The following is a 21081-nucleotide window of genomic DNA, read 5'->3' as shown; positions in this document are numbered from 1 at the left end:
CTAGACCAGCCCCGGTTCGGCGCAGACCTTGACCACCTGTTCACGGAACCAGGTCTGCGCACTGTCCTGATCGGTGTGCTCGCTCCATTGCATATCCAGGGTGAACCCCGGCAGCCCGCTGGGGGCCTCGCAGTGGCTGAACACCGCCTCGTTGGCCAGCAGGCCCTGGATGCGTCGCGGCAGGGTGAGGATGAAGTCGGTGCCGGTGATCATCTTCAACGCCGCGCTGTAGCTGTTGGAGCGGGCGACGATCTGCCGCTTGTGGGCCTGGCGGGCCAGCCAGCCATCCACCATGTTGCTGTCCGAGGTCCAGGGCGTGGGAAACACGTGGCGCCGCTCGATGAACGACTGCAGGCTGAAGCGCGGCTCCTTGGGCGGCGTCGCGCGCTTGTCGAAGACGCACACCAGATCGTCCTCCAGCAGCATCTGCGACTTCAGGTCGGCGTGGCTGCGATGGAAGTGGGGGCCGAAACAGATCACCAGGTCGAGGCTGCCGTCGCGCAGTTCCTCGGCGGGAACATCGCTCTCCAGTTTCTGCACGTTGACCGTCACCGGCAGGTCGGCGTAGTCGAAGCCCTTGAGCAGCCGGGGCAGGATCAACAGCTCGAAGTACTCCGGAGCGCACAGGTTAAAGGTCACGGCCTGGCGGGTCGGATCGAAGGCCGGCACGCCGCTGTGACACAGGTTGATGCTCTCCAGGATCTTCAGCACGTGGCTGTACATGCTGGTGGCCTTGTAGGTCGGGCGCATGCCGTTGCGGGTGTGGACGAACAGCTCGTCCTCGAAGCCGTTGCGCAGTTTCTTCAGGCAGTAGCTGACCGTCGACTGACTGACGCACAGGGTTTCCGACACCCCGGTGACACTGCTTTGCTCGTACACCGCGACAAAGACCATCAGGTCCTGCATGTCGAGTTTTCTGAGCACATTGTTGATGAGCATCCGTTCCATCCCGCTGGGCACCTGGCGCCGGTGGCGCGCAAACCGGGTCGATGCTAGCGGAACGATCGTCCTAATTAAATGCCCGGAGCGGGGATTCGCGGACAGCATCGGGACATTAAATTCCGATAACACGACCTGCGCATTTTCGCTCAGCCAGCGGCTGCCTGTCCCGGGGCAATTTCAGGCCGCGGCAGCCTTCGCACGGCTGCCGCGCACCAGGCCGAGCATGCCCAGGGCCACTAGCACGGCGCCGAGCATTTCCCCGGTTCGCGGCGTCTGGCCCAGCCACAGCCAATGGAACAGCGTCAGCAATAGGGTGCTGAGGTAAATGTAGGAAATCACCGTGGACGGGGCGATGACGCCAATCGCCCGGTGCAGCAGCCAGAAGGTCGCCAGGGTGGCGAACAGTGCCAGGTACAGCAGCCACAGCAGATCCTGGCTGCCCAGCAGGGTTGCACTGCGCCAGCCGCCGCCGACCAGGCTGGCGGCAAACAGAAACAGGGCGCCGAACAGCATGTTCCAGAAGGTCATGGCCGCCGGGCTGCGCCCTTGCAGGCTATTGGCCTTGAGGCGCTGGCTCAGCGGCGAGTAGGCGGCCATGGCCAGGCATCCCAGGCCATAGACGCCCATGGCGTACAACGACGGCCACTGCCCCGGGGTGCCACCCTTGAGGATCAGCAGCAGGGCCCCGGCGCCGGCCACCAGCATCGCCGGCCAGCGCCGGGACTGGCGATCGCCGGGCAGCAGCCAGCCTTCGAGCACCAGGGTCAGCAGCGGCACCAGGGTGAACAGGGTTCCGGTGTTGACCGCCGAGGTGTAGCGCAAGGCCTCGAACAGCGAGCCGAAGTACAGCGCCAGCAGCAGCCCCAGCACGGCATGGGCCCGCAGCCCCGCCAGGGTCATCGCCGAGGAGCCCTTGAACCACAGCAGGGGGGCGAACATCAGGGCCGAGAACAGCAGGCGCAGCGCGGTCAGCAGCACCGGGTCGATGGCCTGGTTGACCTGGGCGGCGGCGAAGAACGATGCGGCGATCAACGCCGCCCACAGCAGCATGCCGAGATGCGCCTGGGTGAAATTCACGGGATGCATGGCAGGCTCCGGTGGCTCAGCGGATGTGCTGGCGGTAATGCCGCGGATCGAAACGCAGCACCATGAGCAGCATCAGCAGCATCACCGCGGTCAGTGACCACCAGGCCCATTCGAAGCTGCCCAGCTGGTCACGGATGATGCCCGCCAGCAGCGGCGAGAGGCCGGCGATCAGGTAGCCGATGCCCTGCACGAAGGCGGTCAGGCCGCCGGCCCGGCGCGGGTCGGGCAGGTGGTCCAGGGACACGATCAGGCTCATGGGAAACAGCCCGCCAATCCCCAGGCCCAGCAGGCATGGCCAGAGCAGGCTCAGGTGCTGCGGGCTGAGGATCAGGCCGCAGAAGCCGGCGATGATCAGCACCAGCAGGCCCACCAGTACCCGGCGCCGGTCCGGGTTGCGGTTGGCGATGGCCGGGGTGACCAGCCCGGAAATCACTTCCATAGCGGTGAGAAAGCCCAGCAGCAGGCCGGCGTTCTGCTCACTCCAGCCGTTCTCCACGTAGTAGGGCGCCAGCCACGCCAGTACGCAGGTGTAGGAGGCGGTGCCGAGGCCGAAGAACACCGCCAGCAGCCAGGCCCGGCGGTTGCCGGCAAAGGATTCCCGTGCGCCGCGGGAGGCGGGCAGGCTCGGCAGCGACCGGCGCTGGGCGTACCAGAACCCCAGCCCGAGCAGGGCCAGGGCGGCCCAGATCGCCAGGGCCAGGCGCCAGCTGCCGCTGTGATTCATCACCAGCGGGGCGAAGGACGCCGCAATGGCCGCGCCGCCCATGATCGAAGTGACATACAGGCCCATGAACAGCGAGACATTGTCGGCAAAACGCGACTTGATCAGCGCCGGCATCAGCGCCTGGATCAGGGCGATGCCGATGCCGGCCAGCACCGCGCTGAGAATCAGCTCGGCGGCCGAATCCATGAACAACCGCGAAACGGTCGCCAGGCCGATGATCAGCAGTGACAGGAGCACGGTACGGTGTTCGCCCAGGCGTTGGTTGACGGCCATGCCGAAGAACATCGCCAGGCCCATGGCCATCACCGGCAGCATGGTCAGCAACGAGGCCAGGCTGAAACTCAGCGGGATGTCACCGCGAATACCCGACAAGAGCGGGCCGACAGCGGCCATCGACGGCCGCAGATTGAGCGCCACCAGGACCACGCTGACCATCAGCCAGAGCGCGGGGCGGGAAGTTGCACGAACGTTTTCCATAACCAGACCTTCAAGAAATCAGGGCCTGATTAGGCGGTGCGGCTCAGAAACGGCGCAAATCAGAAAGTCTGCGGTGTTATTTAAAAATTAAATAAGCTGCAAGCCGCAAGCTGCAAGCGGGGTGCTTGAACTTGCAGCTTGACGCTTGCCGCTTGCCGCTTGCCGCTGCCTTTAGAAAGGCTTGGTCGGCAGGTACTTGCCGTCCAGGGTGATCACGGCGCGGGAGCCGCCTTCGGGGTCCTCGACCTTCTTGATGTCCAGCTTGAAGTTGATGGCGCTGATGATGCCGTCGCCGAATTGTTCGTGGACCAGGGCTTTGAGGGTCGAACCGTAGACCTGGAGCATTTCATAGAAGCGGTACAGGGTCGGGTCAGTGGGGATGCCACCGGCGATGCTGCCGCGCAGGGGGATGCTTTGCAGCAGGCGGCTGGCGTCCTGATCCAGGCCGAGCTTGTCGCACACCAGGTCGGCGGCTGCGGCCGGCAGGGCATGCTGGCCCAGCAGGGCGGCGGTGACGAAGGCCAGGCTCAGCCCGGTGCCGTCGGTGAGGTCCTGCCATGACAGGTTCTTGCGCGCCTTGGCGTCGATGATGGTGTCGGCCAGGGCCAGGCGTGGGGCTTGGGCAAATTGCGATTGCAGCATGGGGTGATTCCTCTTGGGTGACGAAAGGGCAGCGGCTCAGGCAGCGCTGGAAGGTTGGCTGGCCAGGGCACAGGTGTGCGGATGCTCGGCCAGGGACACGAAGCGTCGGTGGTTGCCGTCGAGGGCGGCGATGGCGCCGCTTTCGATGTCATAGACCCAGCCATGCAGGTTCAGCCGCCCCTGTTCCAGGGCCAGGGCCACCGCGGGGTGGGTCTTGAGGTTGGCCAACTGGGCAATCACGTTGTCGCGCACCAGGGCGTCCAGGTGGGCGGCCGGCGAGGCGTGCTGGCGGGCGGCGTTGATCACCTTGGCCGACTCGGCGTGGCGCAGCCAGTTGGCGACGGCGGGCAGGTGGTCGAGGCATGTGCAGTTGGCGATGGCGGTCATCGCGCCGCAGTCGGAGTGGCCGCAGATGACGATGTCGCTGACCCCCAGCACCGCGACGGCATATTCCACGGTGGCCGACACGCCGCCCGGCTCGGGGCCGTAGCTGGGCACGATGTTTCCGGCGTTGCGGATCACGAACAGGTCGCCGGGCTCCTGCTGGGTCAGCAGCTCGGGCACTACCCGGCTGTCGGAACAGGTGATGAACAGGGTGCCGGGGCTCTGGGTGCTGGCCAGTTGCTTGAACAGGGCACTGCGTTGTGGAAAGGCCTCGCGCTGGAACTTGAGGAAGCCGTCGATGATGGTCTGCATGGGGTTCTCCTTGCGTCGCTGATGGGGCAAGGATGGAAGTTTTCAGCTATAGCGTCCAAGACCGGCTTATTATGCTCCCCATAAGTACAGCCTATAGTTGGAGCCTGCATGCTGCTGCGTCATATCCGTTACCTGCTGGCCGTGGCCGAGCACTGCAACTTCACCCGCGCCGCCGAGGCGCTGCATGTGTCGCAGCCGACCCTGTCGCAGCAGATCAAGCAATTGGAGGAAGCGCTGGGCGCGGCGCTGTTCGATCGCTCCGGGCGCAGCGTGCGCCTCACCGACGCGGGCCAGGCCTATGTCGCCTATGCCCGGCGCGCACTGCAGGACCTGCAAGCGGCCAAGCGGGCGATCCACGATGTGCAGGACCTGAGCCGCGGCTCGTTGCGCCTGGCGCTGACCCCGACGTTCACCGCCTACCTGGCCGGGCCCTTGCTCAGCCGCTTTCAGCAGCGCTACCCAGGCATCGACCTGAGCATCGAGGAAATGCCTCAGGACCGCCTGGAAGCGGCCCTGGCCGAGGACCGCCTGGACCTGGCGATCGCCTTTGCCGGCGAGCACCTGGCGGAGATCGACAGCCAGGCGCTGTTCACCGAGACCCTGAGCCTGATGGTCGGCCCGCAGTACCCGCAGCCGGACCACCTGCCCCTGACGGCCGAGGCCCTGGGCCGTCAGTCCCTGGTGCTGCTCAGTGGCGATTTCGCCACCCGCCAGCATATCGACCTGTATTGCCGGCAGCAGGGCATTGCACCGCGGATTGCCGCCGAAGCCAATGCGGTCAGCGCGATTGTCGAGATGGTCCGGCACGGGCAGTTGGCGACCATCCTGCCCAGCTCGATTGCCCGGGAGCAGCCGGGGCTGCGCACCCTGGCGCTGCAGCCAGCGCTGGCGCCGCGCCGCGTGGTGCTGCTGGGACGCCGTGGCGCCTACCGCAGCGCCGCCAGCCAGGCCTTCCGGCAGATGCTGCTGGATCAGGGCGCAGGCGCCGCCAGCCACTGATTCACCACCTGGTCATAGGCGCCGGTGGCCTTGCTCAGGTGCAGCCACTGGTCGACATAGCTTTTCCAGGCCATGTCGTCCCGGGGCAGGAGGAAGGCCTTCTCGCTGTATTGCAGGTAGCGCTCGGGATGGACCGCGCACAGCCCCGGCTTGTGTTTCTGCTGGAAGCGCGCCTCCGAGGCGTCGGTGATCATCACGTCGGCCTGCCGGCTCAGCAATTGATCGAAGATCTTCACGTTGTCGGCGAACAGGATCAGGTTGGCCTTGGGGGCGTGCGCCCGGGCGAAGATTTCGTTGGTGCCGCCCGGCGGTTCGATCAGGCGCACCGAGGGCTGGTTGATCTGCTCCAGGGTTTCATAGCGCTTGAGGTCCTGGCAGCGCACCAGGGGAATCTTGCCGTCGATGCCCAGGGGCTGACTGAAGAAGGCCGTTTTCTGCCGCTCCAGGGACACCGAAATACCGCCCACGGCGATGTCGCACTGCTGGCTGTGGAAGTCGGCCATCAGGCTCTTCCAGGTGGTGCTGATCCACTTCACCCGGACCCCCAGGCTCTTGGCCAGGGATTGGGCCATGTCAATGTCGATGCCTTCGTACTGGCCATCGTCGCGCAGGTAGCTGTAGGGCTTGTAGTCGCCGGTGGTGCAGACCTTCAACTGGCCGCGCTCGAGCACCTGGTCCAGGCGCGAGCTGGCGTCCTGGGCGAAGCTGAGGGCGGGGGCACTGAGGCCCAACAGGGTGCAGAGCAGGAAGCGGCGGAGCATGGGGTCGATCCTTGAGTGGCGGGCGGGGCAGGGTGCCGGGGCATTATTGGTGCCCGGCCGAGGGCGGGCAAGCGGGGTGTTGTTCAGCACCAGGACAGAAAGGTCTGCGGGCTTTCGACCTTTTTTTCACGAACGACTGGTTAATCTGTGACCTCTGGATACCCACAAGAGCTCGCCAGTCATGTCGTCCCACCCCCCACCGTCCATCGAACTGGAGTTCGCTCGGCGTTACGACCAGGAGCATGCGCGCGTTTGCGGCGAGCCTCGGCCTGCCGGGCTTGGCGCACGTCTGGCGCACTGGCGTATGGCGTGCCTGGTCCGTCATGCGCTGAACCTGGCCGGGGAACCGGGGCTGATTCTGGACGTGGCCTGCGGCGCCGGGCGTTACTGGCCGGTGCTGGCCGAGCATGGCAATCGGGTGATCCTGGCGGCGGACCCTTCCCAGGACATGCTCAATCATGCCCAGACCCACCATCCGGCCAGCCTGATGCGACGGGTCAAGACCTTCCACAGTTCGGCGTTCGACATCGGCCTGCCGGCCAATGCGGTGGACAGCATCATCTGCATGCAGCTCTTCGCCCATGTGAGTCACAGCGAGGACCGCCTGGCCCTGCTGCAGGAGTTCCATCGGGTCAGCCGTGACTCGGTGATCATCGCCACCCGGGTCGAGCCGCTGGTGAACGTGCGCGGGGCCGCGTCGGCCGGGCCTGCGGCCTTGCGCCCGGTGAGCAAGGGGCTGCTGGAAGGCGAGTTCAAGCAGGCCGATTTTGAGGTCCTGGGCCATCAGGATCTGCTGCCCGGCTTTGGAGCCTTGCGGGTCTACGTCCTCAGAAAACACAGTTAGTTGCAACTCTCGGACTATTCTTGCCCTCCGGTAGAAGGTTTCGCACTTGCTCTTGTCGGGCGAATGCTCAGAAATCTCCGGCGGCGATATATACTGCGCGCCATTCTTCAAGGGAGAGCCGTGTGGCCATCGATATACATTGGATTCGCGACAACGATAGCCTCGGTCAGCTTTGTGCCCAGTGGCAGCAATTGCCCTTCGTCGCCCTCGACACCGAATTCATGCGGGTCGACACTTTTTACCCCATCGCCGCCCTGTTGCAGATCGGCGATGGACAGCGCGCCTACCTGATTGATCCTTTGACCATCGACAACTGGCAGCCCCTGGCGGCCCTGCTGGAGAACCCGGCCGTGGTCAAGGTGGTGCACGCCTGCAGCGAGGACCTCGAAGTCCTGCTGCGTCTGACCGGCAGCCTGCCGGCGCCATTGTTCGACACCCAACTGGCGGCCGCCTACCTGAACCTGGGTTTCTCCATGGGCTATTCGCGCCTGGTGCAGGAAGTCCTGGGCATCGAGTTGCCCAAGGGCGAAACCCGGTCCGACTGGCTGCAGCGCCCGCTGTCGCAGACTCAGGTCAGCTACGCCGCCGAAGACGCGGTGCACCTGGCTCAGGTGTTCACCGAGCTGCGCCCCAAACTGTCGGCTGACAAGTACCGCTGGGTGCTGGAAGACGGTGCCGAGCTGGTGGCCAACCTGCGCCGTGAAGTGGACCCCTACGAGGTCTATCGCGAGGCCAAGCTGGCCTGGAAACTGTCCCGTGCCCAGTTGGCGGTGCTGCGCGAACTCTGTGCCTGGCGCGAGCGTGAAGCCCGTGCCCGGGACTTGCCGCGTAACCGCATCGTGCGTGAACACGCCCTCTGGCCCCTGGCCAAGACCCAGCCCGACACCCTGTCGGCGCTGGCCAAGATCGAAGACATGCACCCGCGTACCGTGCGCCAGGACGGTGAGTTTCTCCTTGACCTGATCAAGCGCACCGCCGCCCTGGGCCCGGATCAGTGGCCGCCGGCCGTCCCCGAGCCGTTGCCGATCGAAGCCGCGGCCCTGCTCAAGCGCCTCAAGGCCGTGGGCCAGGTCGAGGCCGAGCGCCTGGGCATCGCCCCGGAAGTCATGCTGCGCAAGAAAACCCTGGAAAGCCTGCTCAAGAGCGGTTTCCCCAACGGGCCTTACCAATTGCCTGATTCGCTGCGTGGCTGGCGTCGCGAATTGATGGGCCAGGCGCTGCTGGACAGCCTGGCCACCGCCGGAGAACAGCCTTGAAACGTATCTGCTCCATTTATAAAAGCCCGCGCAAGAACGAGATGTACCTCTACGTCCTCAAGAGCGAGGCCCTGGAACGCGTGCCGGAAAACCTGCTGCTGGCTTTCGGCAAGCCGCAACATGCCTTCGACCTGGTCCTGACCCCGGAGCGCAAGCTGTCCCGGGAAGATATCCACCAGGTGCTGGAGAACCTCGAGAAGCAGGGTTATCACCTGCAGATGCCGCCGGCCGAAGACGAGTACATCGAGCATTTGCCCGAAGAGCTGCTGCGTCGCAATGATCCGGTCTGACCCGTAGCGGCTCGGTCCCGAGCCGCTGTTAGATGCAAACTGACTGACCTGGCCGCCGCCTTGATCGATGGAGCGAAACTCCGTCGGCGGCGACCTGCACCGTTTTTAAGGTTTGAGCCATGCGCGTTCTGATTGCCGAACACGATCACGCTGTTTATGCCCGCCTGTTGCGTCAGGCGGCCCCGGAGCTGGAAGTGCTGACCAGCGGCGACTCCGCCGAACTGTCGCGGCTGGCGGCCGATTGCCCGGTCTGGCTGGGACAGCCGGACCTGCTGGCAACCCTGTTGCGCCAGGGGCACCAGCCCCAGTGGTTGCAATCCACCTGGGCCGGCATCACTCCGCTGCTGGCCGACGGTTTGCCCCGGCATTACCGCCTGACCCGGGCGGTGGGGATCTTTGGTCAGGTGATGGCCGAGTACGTGCTGACCTACATCCTCGGCCATGAGCGTGAAGTGCTGGCGCGACTGGTCAGCCAGGTGGAGCGCAAGTGGGACAACCGCCTGGGCCAGAGCCTGGTGGGACGCAAGGTGCTGATCGTCGGCACCGGCGACATCGGCCAGAGCGTGGCGCAGTTCCTGGTGCCGTTCGGGGTCAAGCTGTACGGCATCGCCAGCCAGGCCCGGGAGCAGGCGCCCTTTATCGAAGTGGCCGGCCTGCAAGACCTGGGACGGTTGGTGGGGGAAGTGGATTACGTGGTCAACCTGTTGCCCAACACCCCCAGCACCCACGACCTGTATGACGCCGCGCTGTTCAGGCAGTTCAAGCCCACCGGGCTGTTCATCAATGTCGGGCGCGGCGTTTCCGTGGTCGATGCGGACCTGGTGCAGGCCCTCAAGGATGGCCATCTGGCCGGGGCGGTGATCGATGTCTGCCGCCAGGAACCGCTGCCGCAACGGCACCCGTTCTGGACCGCCTGGGGCTTGCTGCTGACCGGCCACAGTTCGGCGCCGACTTCGCCGGAATTGATGGTGCAGCTGTTTGTCGACAACCTGCGGGCCTACAAGGCCAGGCAGGCCTTGCGCGGCGAAGTGGATTTCGCTCGCGGCTACTAGAACCCAGCGCCAAGCTTCAAGCCGGTAGCTTCAAGCTTGACGCTACCGACTTGGGGCTGCTTTAAAGGCTGAAGTCGCCTTCGGCCACGGTTTCGCTCAGGGGGCGACGCGGGCTTGGCTCTTCCCGGGCCTGTAGGTATTCGGCCAGGGTCGACTTGTCTCCCAGCTTGCCCACCGCCACGGCGGCATGCAGGGCATAGCCTTCGGGAATCTTCAGCTCCTTGCGAGTCAGTTCCTGGTCGAAGCCGGCCATGCCGTGGGTGTGCCAGCCACTCAGGCTCGCCTGCAGCGCCAGGTGGCCCCATGCCGAGCCGGTGTCGAAGGTGTGCCACAGCGCCGGGGACTCTTCCGTGGCGCCCGGGGCGGTGAAGGTGGTCTTGGACATCACGATCACCAGGGCCGAGGCGTGCTGCGCCCAGCCACGGTTGAATTCGTTGAGCAGGCCGAGGAAGCGTTCCCAGTTCGGCGTGTCGCGCCGGGCATAGAGAAAGCGCCAGGGCTGCGAGTTGTAGGCCGAAGGCGCCCAGCGCGCGGCCTCGAAGAAGCTCAGCAGGGTTTCTTCCGGGATGCTTTCGCCGGTGAAGGCCCGTGGTGACCAGCGCTGGGTGAACTGCGGGTGGATGGCGTAATCGGCAACGCGAGGATTGGCGCTCATGGAAAAACTCCTGGCAGCAAGTGAGAAGAGTGGAATAAACCGGCAAGCGCAGATCAGCTGAGCGAAGGGGTATTCCTGACCCCCGTGCGGTCGGCCCGGTGCAACGCGGTCGAGCGTTCATGGCACACGGACGCGGGGCGGTCCGGGGGGCAAAGCTACTGTGCCCATGGCCTGCTGACAAGTCTCGGGCTACCGGCAGTCGCTAGCGCTTGGCCGGCGGGGGCTTCGGCACTAGACTGGCGGCCTTTTCACCCTCGGATACTGATGCTTGAGCCATGGCCGCCAAAGTCGAACCTTTCTGGATACGCAAAACCCTCGAACAACTCGACCAGGACGAATGGGAGTCGTTGTGCGATGGCTGTGGCCTGTGCTGCCTGCAAAAGCTTGAGGACGAGGACGACAACAGCGTCTATTACACGCGCATCGCCTGCAAACTGCTGGACCTGAAAACCTGCCAGTGCAGCGACTACGCCAACCGTCGCGCGTCGGTGCCTGACTGCATTCAGCTGACGCCGGGCAAGGCCGAGGAGTTCAAGTGGCTGCCGCCCACCTGTGGCTACCGCCTGGTCAGCGAAGGCAAGGACCTGCCGCTCTGGCACCACCTGGTGTGTGGCGATCGCGATGCCGTGCACCACGAACGTATTTCCCAGTCCGGGCGCATGCTGGCCGAAGGCAGCGTGGCGGAGGAGGACTGGGAGGATCATCTGATTTTTCGCGCAGGTTGAGGATTCGCTGCGCAGGCCTCGGATGCTGCCGACGCTCGCTTGAGCGCCAGCAGCCTGCCAAGCAAGGAGTGGGTATGAGGGTGGGGGCGAAGCTGGCGCTGGTCGCGGCGCTGCTGGCGATGAGCGCATCGGCCTTGGCGGCGAACAAGGTCGATCTGAATTATCACGTGCGTTTTCTGCCTCAGAGCGATCAGGCCGAAGTGCGCCTGACCCTGGCCGAGGGCTCGGCACTGCGCAGCCTGGATTTCGACCTGGGCCAGGACGGCGACTACAGCGACTTCAAGGCCGACGGTCAATGGCAGGCGGCCGCCGCCGATGGCGGGGGCCAGCGCGGTATCTGGCGTCCGGCCCGTGGCAGCGCCAGCCTCAGCTACCGGGTGCGCCTGAGCCACAGCATCAAGAAGGGCAGCTACGACAGCCGCAGCAGCGCCAACTGGGCGCTGCTGCGCGGCGAAACCCTGGTGCCGCCGGCCCGTATCGACCAGCAGGACGGGGTCGAGCTGGTGTCGCGTCTGGACTTCGATTTGCCCGCCGGCTGGAAGAGCATCGAGACCGCCTGGCCACGCATCGGCAAGAACCGCTTCCGCATCGACAACCCCTCGCGCCTGTTCGACCGCCCCACCGGCTGGATGCTGGCCGGCAACCTGGGCAGCCGCCGCACGCGCCTGGGGGCCACCGAGGTCAGCGTTGCCTCGCCCCTGGGCCAGGGCATGCGGCGCATGGATGTGCTGACGCTGCTGACCTTTGTCTGGCCGCAAGTGCAGGCGGTGTTTCCCCGCCAGCCGGGCAAGTTGCTGATTGTCGGTGCCGCCGATCCGATGTGGCGGGGCAGCCTGGCCGGGCGCGATTCGCTGTTCCTCCACAGTCGCCTGCCGCTGGTCAGCGAGAGCGGCAGCAGTCCTTTGCTGCGCGAGCTGGTGCAGTCGTTGGCGCGCATCAACGACAGCCAGCGCAGCGACTGGATCAGCGAAGGCCTGGCCGAGTACTACGCCATTGAATTGCTGCGCCGCGCGGGTGGCATCAGTGACGAGCGTTATCAGGTTCTGCACCAGCACCTGATCAAGGACAGCCACAAGGTCAGCAGCCTGCGGGGCGAACAGGTGGACAGCGCCACGGTGGCCAAGGCGGTGTTGCTGTTGCAGGAACTGGACCGGGAAATCCGCCTCAAGACCCGCAACAAACGCTCACTGGACGATGTGCTGCAAGGGGCGATGCGCCTGCAGAGCGTCAGCACCGCCGAATTCATCAAGCTGAGCGAAAGCGTGCTGGGGGAATCGTCCAAGGTGCTCGACAGCCCCTTGCTGCACTGAGCCGAAGAGCCGCCAGGACCCGGGAGCCGGTCCCGGGTGTCCGCAGCGGACGGCGCAAGCTCAGGCCTTGGGCGTTTTCACGGCATCGTTGCTGGCGGCCTTGGCATTGCGCCCGGCGGCCTCGGCATTGGCCTTCAGGTTGCGCAGTTCATCACCGGCGCGCTCGATCTTGGTCCGCACCTGATGCAGGTCCTGGCGGCCTTTTTCCAGCAGGCTCTTGGCCGAGCTGTGGCCACTGATCCCGCGGGCCAGGGCCACGCCGCCAATGGCCACCTGAATCAGGCCGAACAGGCCGCCGCGGCGCAGGCCCTTGCCCAGCATCACCACACCCCCCGCCAGGGAGCCGATGCGTTCCCAACCCTGGACGTTCTGTGTCGGCTGACTGGACAACGGGGCCGGCTCGATGGTTTGCAGCTGTTTGCGCTCGCTCATGATCTGTCTCCAAAGGACATAAGGGTATGCAGCTGACTGCACCTGGGGCACGGGGGTTCCCGCCAATTGTCCGGCGTGCCTTCAGAACTTGGGCCCGGAGCGGGTGTTGTTGCCTTTGGCCAGGCGGTCGTAGAGCACCACGTTGACCGTGGCGGCCAGGTTCATGCAGCCGGTGGTGGGGATATAGACCACGTCCTCGCACCAGTCGCGGATCTCCTTGTCGAGGGAGCCGTCTTCCGGGCCGAAGATGTACAGCGCGCGATCCGGGTGGGTGTATTCCGGCAGCGGGCGGGCGCCTTCCACCAGTTCCACGGCCACCGGGATGCAGCCCAGGGGGAGGATTTTCTTCAGGTCGTCGATGCCGATCAGGGGAATGTCCTGGTGGACCTTCTTGGTGTCGGTGACGAAGTCGCGGGCACGCTCATAGCGCTTGCCGGTGTAGAACACCGAGGCGACGCCATAGCAGCCGGCGGCACGCATCACCGAACCGACGTTCTCCGGCGACTTGGGGTTATACAAACCGATGCAGCTGTACCTTTTGTTTGCCACGAGCAGGAAGCCTTGGGGGAAAAGAGCGCGATTATACGGAGATTGCCCACCGCTCGGGGGCTTGTTGTGGCGAGGGCGCTTGCTCCCGCTGGAGTGCGCAGCACTCCCCTGGACGGCACTGGCGCAGTGGCTGAAAAGCCCTGGTGGCGGTTTTTGGGGCCGCTTTGCGACCCCGTGGGAGCAAGCTCCCTCGCCACAGGGTTTTCCATACAGGGATCGTTAGCGCAGGGCCCGGCTGTCGGCACTCACTCCGGGTCTTTCTTCATCAACCCGGCCAGGGCGGCGAACGGGTTGTGGGTCGCCTTGGCGACTTTCGGCGTGCTCAGCGAGCCTTCGCCGAAGTACTGCTGGTCGGTGTAGCGCGAGTGCTCGTTGTCGTGGCAGTACAGGCACAACAGCTCCCAGTTGGAGCCGTCCTGGGGGTTGTTGTCGTGGTTGTGATCGCGGTGGTGCACGGTCAGCTCGCTCAGGCGCTTGCCGGAGAATTCCCGGGCGCAGCGGCCGCAGACGTGGGGGTACATCTTCAGTGCCTTGTCGCGGTAGCCCATTTCCCGGTCGCGCTGGGCGTCGGCAAGGATACGGTCCAGCTTGGCGGTGTTGGACGGGGGAGTGGACGAACTCATGGGTTCACCTTTGTAGAAGGACTAATGACGGTAATGGACGAAGTTTAGCTCAGGCCTTGAGCTTCTCGGCAATCCAGATGGTGTGCCGGGTGCCGCGATTGCCGTGGGCGAACACCTGCACTTGCTCGGCCTTGAAGCCGGCCTTGCGCAGGCGCTCGGAGAATTTCTGGTCGGCGCTGGCGGACCATACCGCGAGGATGCCCTTGGGCCGCAGCGCCCGGGAGCAGGCGGCGAGGCCGGCGCTGGAGTAGAGCCAGCTGTTGGCTTTCTGGGTCAGGCCTTCGGGGCCGTTGTCGACGTCGAGCATGATTGCGTCAAAACCCTGGGGCTCGGCTTGCAGGACCTTGGCCACGTCTTCCAGGCGGATCACCGTGCGCGGGTCCAGCAGCGGTCGGCCGGACTTTTCCCCGAGCGGGCCGCGGTTCCATTCCACCACCCCGGGCACCAGCTCGGCGACCACCACCTCGGCGTTCTGGCCCAGGTGCTTGAGGGCCGCGGCCAGGGTGAAGCCCATGCCCAGGCCGCCGATCAGCACCCGCGAGTTCGGGCGCCCGGCGACCTTGCTGCAAGGGATCTGCGCCAGGGCGTCCTCGGAGCCGTGCATGCGGGTGTTCATCAACTGGCCGCCGTCGCCGCCCTGGATCTTGATGACGAAATCCTCACCGTATTCGAACAGGCACAAGGCACCGCCGCTTTCAGGAATCGGAGTAGTGTCCAGCAGTACGAAACGTTTCATGGGGATCTCATTGAGGAAGGCAAAACCTCCCGGTTGGGAGTAGCCTGACGCCAGACAATAGCAATGGAGCCATTGATGAAGCGCACTATTCTAACGGTGATTGCCCAAGCGGCGCTCGCCCTGACCGCCGCCCTGGCGCTGAGTGCCGGCCCGGCCCTGGCCGACGAGCCGCAAAGCGCCCCGGTGGTGACCCCGACGCCCAATCTCGGCACCCCGGGCACCGCAACGCCCACGCCTTATCCGCAAGTGACCCCACCCAGCACGCCCAAAGCCGGCAGCAGTGGCAGCGCGCCCCTGCTGCCGCCGATCGACATGCCCAAGCCACCCAAGGACCAGACCCTGCCGGGGCTGGAGCAGAACGACAACAAGGCCAAGGTCCAGGGTTAATGCCTGAACCGGCCTATGTGGCGAGGGAGCTTGCTCCCGCTCGGCTGCGTAGCGGCCGCATTAGCTGAGTCCGCGTTGTGACGGTTGAAACCGGGTGGTGGCCTTTGGGGCGGCTACGCCACCCAGCGGGAGCAAGCTCCCTCGCCACAGGTTGGGTATCCCGTGGCTCAGATCTGTTGTGCGAGCAATTGTCCGTCGGCCATGCGCAGACGCTTGGACAGCGACACGGCCAGGGCGCGGATGATCTTGGCGGCGATCTTCGGCGCTTCGTTGAGCATCTTCTCCAGGGAGTCCTTGCCCAGGTTGAGCAACTGGCAATCACTGGCCGCCACGCAAGTGGCCGAGCGCCGTTCGCCATCGAGTACCGCCATCTCGCCAAAGGCCCGGCCGCTGCGCAGAGTGGCGATGGTCAGGGGCTGGCCGTCCAGGGTGCTCTTTTGCACGGACACCTGGCCGCTGTGGATGATGCACATGAAGCTGCCGGCATCGCCCTCGCGGAAGATCGCCTGGCCCTGGGCGATGCTGCTGATGCTGAAGTAGCCGGCCGCCGCGTTGAAGTCGGCGGGCAGCAGTTGATCGAACAGGCCGCAGTCCATCAGCCAGTCGCGGATCTCGTTGTTCAGTAAGGTGGGTTCGGACATGGGATCAGGGTCTTTTTCTTGTGTCTGTTGCGCGGGCGCGAGCCCGGTCCGGCATTTGCCGGCGGCGGTCCTGGTTTAAGACAGAAGCGCCGCCGAGAGTTCCTCAGCCCAGGCCCAGAATGTTCAGGACAAAGGCATATTCGAGGGCTACGTCACGTAATCCCTGGTAACGACCGCTCATGCCGCCATGCCCGGCGCCGAGTTCGGTCTTGAGCAGCAGCGGGTTATCGTCGGTCTTGGTGGCCCGCAGCCGAGCCACCCATTTGGCCGCTTCCCAGTACTGCACGCGACTGTCGTTGTAGCCGGCGATCACCAGGGTGGCCGGGTAGGCCTGGGCGCGGACGTTCTCGTAGGGCGCGTAGGCCTTGATCCGCTCATGGACTTCCGGCTCCTCGGGGTTGCCCCATTCGTCGTATTCGGTGACGGTCAGCGGCAGCTCCGGATCGAGCATGGTGTTGAGCACATCGACGAAGGGCACTTCGGCGATGGCCACCCGGAACAGTTCGGGGCGCTGGTTGAGCACCGCGCCGATCAGTAGGCCGCCGGCGCTGCCGCCGCTGATGGCCAGCTGTTGGGCGCTGGTTCGGCCCTGGGCGATCAGGTGTTCGGCACAGGCGATGAAGTCGCTGAAGGTGTTCTGCTTGTGTTCCTGCTTGCCGGCGCGGTACCAGGCTTCGCCCAGTTCGCCGCCGCCGCGCACGTGGGCGATGGCAAAGGCCACACCGCGATCGAGCAGGCTCAGGCGCGCGTGGGAGAACCAGGGGTCGAGGCTCTCGCCATAGGCGCCGTAGCCGTAGAGGTACAGGGGCGTCGGCCGGCCCAGGCACTCGCGCTTGACCACCAGGCTGATGGGCACTTGGGTGCCGTCGGCCGCGGTGGCCCAGAGGCGCTGGCTGACGTAGGCGTCGGCATCGAAGGGGCCCAGCACCGGGGTTTCCTTGAGCACCTGCTGCTGGCCGTCGGCCAGTTGCAACTGGCGCACCTGGGCCGGGCGATTGAGCGCCTCGTAGCGCAGGCGGATGCGCGAGCTGGAAAACTCCAGGCTGTTCTGCACATGCAGGCTGTAGGCGGCATCCGGCAGTTGAACACGATACGCCGGCAGGCCTTGTGGGTGCACTTCGATGATCGGCAGGCCGCCTTCGCGCAGGCTCAGGGTCATGGCGCCGGCGTTGAGGGTCACGCCATCGAGCATCACCTCGGGGTTGTGCGGCACCAGCAGTTGCCAGTGGTCTTGCTCGGGGATCGCGCCGTTGTCCGCGGCCTGGTAGAGGGCGAAGTTGATGCCTTCGCGATTGCTGCGGATGAACCAGGTCCACTGGCCGTCGAGCTGGCCATGGTCGACATCGTATTCATGGCCTTCGACCCGAGGCGCCATGCAGGTAAAGGGCTGCTCCGGCCGCGCGGCGTCCAGGACCCAGGTCTCGCCGGTGGTCTTGCTGCCCAGGGACAGCAGCAACTGGCGCTCGGAGCTTGAGCGGTAGCAGTGCAGGAAGAAGCGCCCGTCCGGCTCGTGGAACACTTCTTCGGCGGCCGTGCCGTCCAGGCGGTAGCGCAACAGTTTGTGCGGGCGGTGAGTGTCGTCCAGCTCGCCAAAGAACAGGGTCAGGCTGTCGTTGGCCCAGGTCATGCTGCCATCGCAGTTGTCGAAGGACAGTTCGCTGACCTTGCCGGTGGACAGCTCCTTGACGAACAGGGTGTAGATTTCCTCGCCGGTGGTGTCGAGGCTGTAGGCCAGGCGCTGGTGGTCGGGGCTGATGCTGAAGGCGCCCAGGGAGAAAAAGCCGCCATTGGCCAGGGCGTTGGGGTCCAGCAGCAGTTGCTCGCGGCTTTCGTCGACCGTCAGGCTGTCGTCCGCCGGGCGCGGGCAGCGGTAGTGGCGAGCGTATTCGTCACCGGCGGTGGTGCGGGTGTAGTACAGGTACGGGCCCCAGGGCGATGGCAGGGACAGGTCGGTTTCGAGGATCCGGCCCTTGATCTCCTGGAACAGCGTCTCGCGCAGCGGCGCCTGGTGCGCCAGCTGGGCGTCGAGGTAGCTGTTTTCAGCCTTCAGGTAATCGAGCACCGCGTCGGTGTCGCGTTCCTGCAGCCAGGCATACGGGTCAGCGCCATCGGCCTTGTGGGCAATCGGGGCACTGCTGTCGTTGGCGGGTAAGGGCATGGGTGGCTCTCGGGCGATGACAAATGAGGGCTGGGCAGACGGCGTTGCAGCCTGACACGGCAAAAGTCGTTATCATAAGCGCCTCTTTGCCTGCCTTGCCATGGACACCATGACCGAGAACGACTATCTGATCGCCTGGGGGCTCTATGCCTTCGCCGCCTTGGGCTGCCTGCTGGTGTGGATGCGCCTGACCCGCTGGATGTGGCGCTGGCTGCGCGAGCCGCTGCGTGTGCTGATGGCGGTGCTGCTGTTCAGCCCCACCATCATCGACTCGGTCAAGGATAAATTTGCCCCGGCCATCGCCATCACGGCCCTGGACATCGCCTTCAAGGTGGGCAACAACGCCTGGCGCGCGGTATCCGACCTGTTCATGTACGGCATGATCGCCTTCGGCGTGTACCTGCTGTTCGTGCTGATCCGCTGGCCCATCGAGCGCGCCGCCAGGGAGCGCCGCGAGCGTCATGAAGCGGCGAAAGCCGCGGCCAAGGCTGCCGAAGTCGAGGATGACCAGCCCTTTGGCGGTGCCGGCAACGACCGTTATGGTCGGCCTGCCGCGGGCACTCCCCTGAATACGCGGGTCGAGCCGCGTCTGTAACCTGGCCCCGGCATTCAAGCGAGAGTCCGAGCATGTGTGAGTTATTGGGCATGAGCGCCAATGTACCGACCGATATCGTCTTCAGCTTTACCGGGCTGATGCAGCGCGGTGGCCGTACCGGTCCCCACCGCGACGGTTGGGGCATCGCCTTCTACGAAGGCCGTGGCCTGCGTCTGTTCCAGGACCCGGCGGCCAGCTGCGAGTCGGAAGTGGCCAATCTGGTGCAGCGCTACCCGATCAAGAGCGAAGTGGTGATCGGCCACATTCGCCAGGCCAACGTCGGCAAGGTCTGCCTGGCCAACACCCATCCCTTTGTCCGTGAGCTCTGGGGCCGCAACTGGTGCTTTGCCCATAACGGCCAGCTGGCGGACTTCCAGCCCCGGGCCAGCTTCTATCGCCCGGTGGGGGACACCGACAGCGAGGCGGCGTTCTGCGACTTGCTCAACCGGGTGCGCGAAGCCTTTCCCGAACCGGTGGAAGTCGAGCAACTGCTGCCGATCCTGATCCGGGCCTGCAGCGAATACCGCAGCAAAGGCGTGTTCAACGGGCTGCTCAGTGACGGTGACTGGCTGTTCTGCTTCTGCTCCACCAAGCTGGCGCAGATCACCCGGCGCGCGCCGTTCGGCCCGGCCCGGCTCAAGGATGTCGATGTGATCGTCGACTTCCAGGCGGAAACCACGCCCAACGACGTAGTGACCGTGATCGCCACCGAACCTTTGACCGAAAACGAAACCTGGACCCGCTATCAGCCGGGCCAATGGAGCCTGTGGCGGCGCGGTGAATGCGTCAGCCACGGCCAGACTGAATAAGGACATCTCTATGTTGCTCAGTTATCTGCGGCTGGTGTTGTTCGCCGCCGGCCTGTTGGTCGGTGTGCAAGTGCCGGGTTTCATCAGCGATTACGCCAAGCGTGTGGAAGCCCACTTGATTGAGTCGCAGAACAGCCTGCGGGGCTTCCAGAGCACCGCGCAGCAGTTCTTCAAGGGTGATCTGAATGCCCTGGTGGCCCATTACCGCGCCAGCGAAGACCCGGTGTTTCGCAGCGATGCCGAGAGCCTGAGCGGCTTGCTGCATCGCCAGCTGGCCCTGGACAAGCAATACCAGGCCATGCAGGGCCCCTGGTACATCCGCCTGCTGCAAGTGGCCCTGGCGCCCGACCCGGATATCCGCAAGGAAACCTGGGACGGCTACAGCTACCAGATCCTGCTGACCCCGGAAGCGATGATCTGGGGCATGAGCGGCGCCATGCTGCTGTCCTTCGGCCTTGAGTGCCTATACCGCCTGATCGATTGGGTGGTCCTGGGTGGCCGGCGCCTGCGCCAGAGCCGTCCCATCGAGGAACGCGACCTCAAGGGCCTCTGACCTCTGTAGGAGCCGGCTTGCCGGCGAAGGGGCCTGCAAGTCCTGCGCCTGGCTGCAGATCGCTTTCGCTGGCAAGCCAGCTCCTGCGAGGGGGGGAGGGCGATGTTTACTGCGGGGCGATCAGTACCAGGTAATCCTCGCCGACCTGCTGCCCATAGCGCTGCACCACGCGCTGGCACAGCTGCACGATGTCCTCCACCAATTCCACGCCGACCCGCCACGACACCACCACCTGCAGGTTGGGCGGGCGCTGGTCGATGGCCAGCAGGGTCAGTTCGCCGCGGGCCAGCTCTTCGCGCACCAGCACCGGCGGCAGGGCGCCAATGCCGAAGCCGTCGCGCAGCAGGCGAGTGATGGCCGATACCGAGTTCACGCAATTGAGCCGTGGCGCCAGTACCCCGTTGGCCTGCATCAGGCTCAGCACCTGCTGGTGGGGCAGGGAGTTCTTCGAGTAGGTGATGATCCGCTCCTGGGCCAGTTCGGCCAGGCTGGCGTAGTCGCGGTTGTAGATCGAATTGCTGGCGGCGATCCAGCCCACCGGGTGGCTGGCCACTTCCAGGCTGCGGATGCTTTCCTGGCGCAGCAGGTCGGTCTGCAGCACCAGGTCGAGGAAGCCTTTTTGCAACTGGTCGCACAGATTCAGCGAGGTGTCGGCCACCAGCTCGATTTCCACTTGCGGGTAGTGGTCCATCAGTTCCGTCACCAGGGGGCTGAGCCAGGTATGGATCACCGTGTCCATGACCCCGATGCGCATCCGTCCGACCTTGCTCGACGGCGCCTCGATGGACTGTTTCAGCAGGTGCAGGGTGTCGAGCATCTGCTCGGCGTGCTCCAGCACCTTGAGCCCTTGCGGGGTCAGGCTGACGCCCCGGGAATCGCGCAGGAACAGCTTGACCCCCAGTTCGCCTTCCAGCACCGCGATGCGGCTGGAGATCGCTGCCTGGGTGGTGAAGAGTTTTTCCGCGGTGAGGCTGAAGCTCTTGAGCCGCGCCACCCAGACGAAGGTTTCGAGAAACTTGAGATTCATGGGATCAACTTTTCTTATGCCTTGGGGCGGTTTTTATTAGTTGGACGCGTCGGGCGTCCGAGTCGAAGAATGCGCCAACCCAAGATATGCGTCGTCTGGGCCCAGAACAACA

At 65.1% G+C, this 21081-nt stretch carries 25 protein-coding genes; 11 read left to right on the top strand and 14 right to left on the bottom strand.

Features of this window, described 5'->3' with window-relative positions:
* The 5 genes from L1O02_RS23330 to L1O02_RS23310 form a co-directional block, all read right to left on the bottom strand.
* Positions 1-939 (bottom strand): LysR family transcriptional regulator, encoded by a 939-nt coding sequence (locus L1O02_RS23330; protein ID WP_060838016.1) that lies wholly within the window; start codon positions 937-939, stop codon positions 1-3.
* Between the two features lie 180 nt (positions 940-1119).
* The gene (locus L1O02_RS23325) at positions 1120-2028 is read right to left on the bottom strand and encodes a DMT family transporter (RefSeq protein WP_235758796.1); all 909 of its coding nucleotides are present in this window, start codon (positions 2026-2028) and stop codon (positions 1120-1122) included.
* Between the two features lie 16 nt (positions 2029-2044).
* Entirely contained in the window at positions 2045-3229 is a 1185-nt protein-coding gene (locus tag L1O02_RS23320; RefSeq protein ID WP_235758794.1) for a cyanate transporter, read from the bottom strand.
* A 171-nt stretch (positions 3230-3400) separates the two neighbouring features.
* The gene (gene cynS, locus L1O02_RS23315) at positions 3401-3871 is read right to left on the bottom strand and encodes a cyanase (protein WP_060838019.1); all 471 of its coding nucleotides are present in this window, start codon (positions 3869-3871) and stop codon (positions 3401-3403) included.
* 36 nt (positions 3872-3907) lie between these two features.
* Entirely contained in the window at positions 3908-4567 is a 660-nt protein-coding gene (locus tag L1O02_RS23310; RefSeq protein ID WP_060842749.1) for a carbonic anhydrase, read from the bottom strand.
* A gap of 108 nt (positions 4568-4675) precedes the next feature.
* Between L1O02_RS23310 and cynR the strand changes: the two genes are divergently transcribed.
* On the top strand, positions 4676-5566 hold the full coding sequence (cynR, locus tag L1O02_RS23305) for a transcriptional regulator CynR (RefSeq protein WP_108544699.1): 891 nt from the start codon (positions 4676-4678) through the stop codon (positions 5564-5566).
* On the opposite strand, the gene L1O02_RS23300 is transcribed toward cynR, so the two are convergent.
* Positions 5539-6327: a transporter substrate-binding domain-containing protein gene (locus L1O02_RS23300; protein WP_060838022.1), complete on the bottom strand. Its 789-nt coding sequence runs from the start codon at positions 6325-6327 to the stop codon at positions 5539-5541. The two genes, cynR and L1O02_RS23300, sit on opposite strands and share 28 nt — an antisense overlap.
* A 181-nt stretch (positions 6328-6508) precedes the next feature.
* Here L1O02_RS23300 and L1O02_RS23295 point away from each other — a divergent pair, with 181 nt between their 5' ends.
* The 4 genes from L1O02_RS23295 (at position 6509) to L1O02_RS23280 (ending at position 9769) form a co-directional block, all read left to right on the top strand.
* Positions 6509-7171 (top strand): class I SAM-dependent methyltransferase, encoded by a 663-nt coding sequence (locus tag L1O02_RS23295; protein WP_060838023.1) that lies wholly within the window; start codon positions 6509-6511, stop codon positions 7169-7171.
* Between the two features lie 122 nt (positions 7172-7293).
* Positions 7294-8427 (top strand): ribonuclease D, encoded by a 1134-nt coding sequence (rnd, locus tag L1O02_RS23290; RefSeq protein WP_060838024.1) that lies wholly within the window; start codon positions 7294-7296, stop codon positions 8425-8427.
* Positions 8424-8717 (top strand): YcgL domain-containing protein, encoded by a 294-nt coding sequence (locus L1O02_RS23285; protein ID WP_016964446.1) that lies wholly within the window; start codon positions 8424-8426, stop codon positions 8715-8717. The genes rnd and L1O02_RS23285 overlap by 4 nt, the downstream gene beginning before the upstream one ends.
* 119 nt (positions 8718-8836) lie before the next feature.
* On the top strand, positions 8837-9769 hold the full coding sequence (locus L1O02_RS23280) for a D-2-hydroxyacid dehydrogenase (protein WP_235758792.1): 933 nt from the start codon (positions 8837-8839) through the stop codon (positions 9767-9769).
* A gap of 61 nt (positions 9770-9830) precedes the next feature.
* Here L1O02_RS23280 and L1O02_RS23275 read toward each other — a convergent pair whose 3' ends face one another.
* Positions 9831-10424, bottom strand: coding sequence for a nitroreductase family protein (locus L1O02_RS23275; protein ID WP_060838026.1), 594 nt, complete (start codon positions 10422-10424; stop codon positions 9831-9833).
* Positions 10425-10699: 275 nt separating this feature from the next.
* Here L1O02_RS23275 and L1O02_RS23270 point away from each other — a divergent pair, with 275 nt between their 5' ends.
* Positions 10700-11149, top strand: a complete 450-nt coding sequence (locus tag L1O02_RS23270) for a YcgN family cysteine cluster protein (protein ID WP_108544703.1) — start codon at positions 10700-10702, stop codon at positions 11147-11149.
* A gap of 74 nt (positions 11150-11223) precedes the next feature.
* Positions 11224-12459 (top strand): hypothetical protein, encoded by a 1236-nt coding sequence (locus tag L1O02_RS23265; protein ID WP_060838027.1) that lies wholly within the window; start codon positions 11224-11226, stop codon positions 12457-12459.
* 60 nt (positions 12460-12519) lie between these two features.
* Here L1O02_RS23265 and L1O02_RS23260 read toward each other — a convergent pair whose 3' ends face one another.
* The 4 genes from L1O02_RS23260 to L1O02_RS23245 form a co-directional block, all read right to left on the bottom strand.
* On the bottom strand, positions 12520-12891 hold the full coding sequence (locus L1O02_RS23260; protein WP_060838028.1) for a DUF2892 domain-containing protein: 372 nt from the start codon (positions 12889-12891) through the stop codon (positions 12520-12522).
* Between the two features lie 81 nt (positions 12892-12972).
* Positions 12973-13440: an RNA methyltransferase gene (locus L1O02_RS23255; protein WP_011059840.1), complete on the bottom strand. Its 468-nt coding sequence runs from the start codon at positions 13438-13440 to the stop codon at positions 12973-12975.
* Positions 13441-13685: 245 nt separating this feature from the next.
* Positions 13686-14063: a YajD family HNH nuclease gene (locus L1O02_RS23250; RefSeq protein ID WP_011059841.1), complete on the bottom strand. Its 378-nt coding sequence runs from the start codon at positions 14061-14063 to the stop codon at positions 13686-13688.
* Between the two features lie 49 nt (positions 14064-14112).
* The gene (locus L1O02_RS23245) at positions 14113-14799 is read right to left on the bottom strand and encodes a hypothetical protein (protein WP_235758790.1); all 687 of its coding nucleotides are present in this window, start codon (positions 14797-14799) and stop codon (positions 14113-14115) included.
* 75 nt (positions 14800-14874) lie between these two features.
* On the opposite strand from L1O02_RS23245, the gene L1O02_RS23240 reads away from it, so the two are divergent.
* Positions 14875-15186, top strand: coding sequence for a hypothetical protein (locus tag L1O02_RS23240; RefSeq protein ID WP_235758788.1), 312 nt, complete (start codon positions 14875-14877; stop codon positions 15184-15186).
* 167 nt (positions 15187-15353) lie between these two features.
* Here L1O02_RS23240 and L1O02_RS23235 read toward each other — a convergent pair whose 3' ends face one another.
* On the bottom strand, positions 15354-15827 hold the full coding sequence (locus L1O02_RS23235; RefSeq protein ID WP_060842753.1) for a cyclic nucleotide-binding domain-containing protein: 474 nt from the start codon (positions 15825-15827) through the stop codon (positions 15354-15356).
* A 103-nt stretch (positions 15828-15930) separates the two neighbouring features.
* On the bottom strand, positions 15931-17985 hold the full coding sequence (locus tag L1O02_RS23230; RefSeq protein WP_235758786.1) for a S9 family peptidase: 2055 nt from the start codon (positions 17983-17985) through the stop codon (positions 15931-15933).
* Between the two features lie 100 nt (positions 17986-18085).
* Between L1O02_RS23230 and L1O02_RS23225 the strand changes: the two genes are divergently transcribed.
* Genes L1O02_RS23225 through L1O02_RS23215 form a run of 3 tightly spaced genes read left to right on the top strand, consistent with a single transcriptional unit; the run spans position 18086 to position 19942 of the window.
* Positions 18086-18580: a hypothetical protein gene (locus L1O02_RS23225; protein ID WP_060842755.1), complete on the top strand. Its 495-nt coding sequence runs from the start codon at positions 18086-18088 to the stop codon at positions 18578-18580.
* 32 nt (positions 18581-18612) lie between these two features.
* Positions 18613-19389, top strand: coding sequence for a class II glutamine amidotransferase (locus tag L1O02_RS23220; protein ID WP_060838034.1), 777 nt, complete (start codon positions 18613-18615; stop codon positions 19387-19389).
* Positions 19390-19399: 10 nt separating this feature from the next.
* On the top strand, positions 19400-19942 hold the full coding sequence (locus L1O02_RS23215; protein ID WP_060838035.1) for a DUF2937 family protein: 543 nt from the start codon (positions 19400-19402) through the stop codon (positions 19940-19942).
* Between the two features lie 106 nt (positions 19943-20048).
* Here the strand turns inward: L1O02_RS23215 and L1O02_RS23210 are convergent, their stop codons facing one another.
* Positions 20049-20969 carry a LysR family transcriptional regulator gene (locus L1O02_RS23210; RefSeq protein WP_060838036.1) on the bottom strand — a complete coding sequence of 307 codons (921 nt, stop codon included), beginning with the start codon at positions 20967-20969 and terminating at the stop codon, positions 20049-20051.
* Positions 20970-21081: the final 112 nt, after the last annotated feature.

The organism is Pseudomonas sp. BC42 (assembly GCF_021560055.1).
GTDB lineage: Bacteria > Pseudomonadota > Gammaproteobacteria > Pseudomonadales > Pseudomonadaceae > Aquipseudomonas.
This window is presented reverse-complemented; position numbering and strand designations above follow the sequence as displayed.

Coding starts and splice junctions, on each gene's coding strand:
- L1O02_RS23250 (WP_011059841.1), bottom strand. CDS start 14,063: ATGAGTTCGTCCACTCCCCCGTCCAACACCGCCAAGCTGGACCGTATC.
- L1O02_RS23245 (WP_235758790.1), bottom strand. CDS start 14,799: ATGAAACGTTTCGTACTGCTGGACACTACTCCGATTCCTGAAAGCGGC.
- L1O02_RS23240 (WP_235758788.1), top strand. CDS start 14,875: ATGAAGCGCACTATTCTAACGGTGATTGCCCAAGCGGCGCTCGCCCTG.
- L1O02_RS23280 (WP_235758792.1), top strand. CDS start 8,837: ATGCGCGTTCTGATTGCCGAACACGATCACGCTGTTTATGCCCGCCTG.
- L1O02_RS23230 (WP_235758786.1), bottom strand. CDS start 17,985: ATGCCCTTACCCGCCAACGACAGCAGTGCCCCGATTGCCCACAAGGCC.
- L1O02_RS23235 (WP_060842753.1), bottom strand. CDS start 15,827: ATGTCCGAACCCACCTTACTGAACAACGAGATCCGCGACTGGCTGATG.
- cynR (WP_108544699.1), top strand. CDS start 4,676: ATGCTGCTGCGTCATATCCGTTACCTGCTGGCCGTGGCCGAGCACTGC.
- L1O02_RS23320 (WP_235758794.1), bottom strand. CDS start 3,229: ATGGAAAACGTTCGTGCAACTTCCCGCCCCGCGCTCTGGCTGATGGTC.
- L1O02_RS23215 (WP_060838035.1), top strand. CDS start 19,400: ATGTTGCTCAGTTATCTGCGGCTGGTGTTGTTCGCCGCCGGCCTGTTG.
- L1O02_RS23210 (WP_060838036.1), bottom strand. CDS start 20,969: ATGAATCTCAAGTTTCTCGAAACCTTCGTCTGGGTGGCGCGGCTCAAG.
- L1O02_RS23325 (WP_235758796.1), bottom strand. CDS start 2,028: ATGCATCCCGTGAATTTCACCCAGGCGCATCTCGGCATGCTGCTGTGG.
- L1O02_RS23295 (WP_060838023.1), top strand. CDS start 6,509: ATGTCGTCCCACCCCCCACCGTCCATCGAACTGGAGTTCGCTCGGCGT.
- L1O02_RS23220 (WP_060838034.1), top strand. CDS start 18,613: ATGTGTGAGTTATTGGGCATGAGCGCCAATGTACCGACCGATATCGTC.
- L1O02_RS23330 (WP_060838016.1), bottom strand. CDS start 939: ATGCTCATCAACAATGTGCTCAGAAAACTCGACATGCAGGACCTGATG.
- L1O02_RS23310 (WP_060842749.1), bottom strand. CDS start 4,567: ATGCAGACCATCATCGACGGCTTCCTCAAGTTCCAGCGCGAGGCCTTT.
- L1O02_RS23225 (WP_060842755.1), top strand. CDS start 18,086: ATGGACACCATGACCGAGAACGACTATCTGATCGCCTGGGGGCTCTAT.
- L1O02_RS23300 (WP_060838022.1), bottom strand. CDS start 6,327: ATGCTCCGCCGCTTCCTGCTCTGCACCCTGTTGGGCCTCAGTGCCCCC.
- cynS (WP_060838019.1), bottom strand. CDS start 3,871: ATGCTGCAATCGCAATTTGCCCAAGCCCCACGCCTGGCCCTGGCCGAC.
- L1O02_RS23275 (WP_060838026.1), bottom strand. CDS start 10,424: ATGAGCGCCAATCCTCGCGTTGCCGATTACGCCATCCACCCGCAGTTC.
- L1O02_RS23265 (WP_060838027.1), top strand. CDS start 11,224: ATGAGGGTGGGGGCGAAGCTGGCGCTGGTCGCGGCGCTGCTGGCGATG.
- L1O02_RS23270 (WP_108544703.1), top strand. CDS start 10,700: ATGGCCGCCAAAGTCGAACCTTTCTGGATACGCAAAACCCTCGAACAA.
- L1O02_RS23260 (WP_060838028.1), bottom strand. CDS start 12,891: ATGAGCGAGCGCAAACAGCTGCAAACCATCGAGCCGGCCCCGTTGTCC.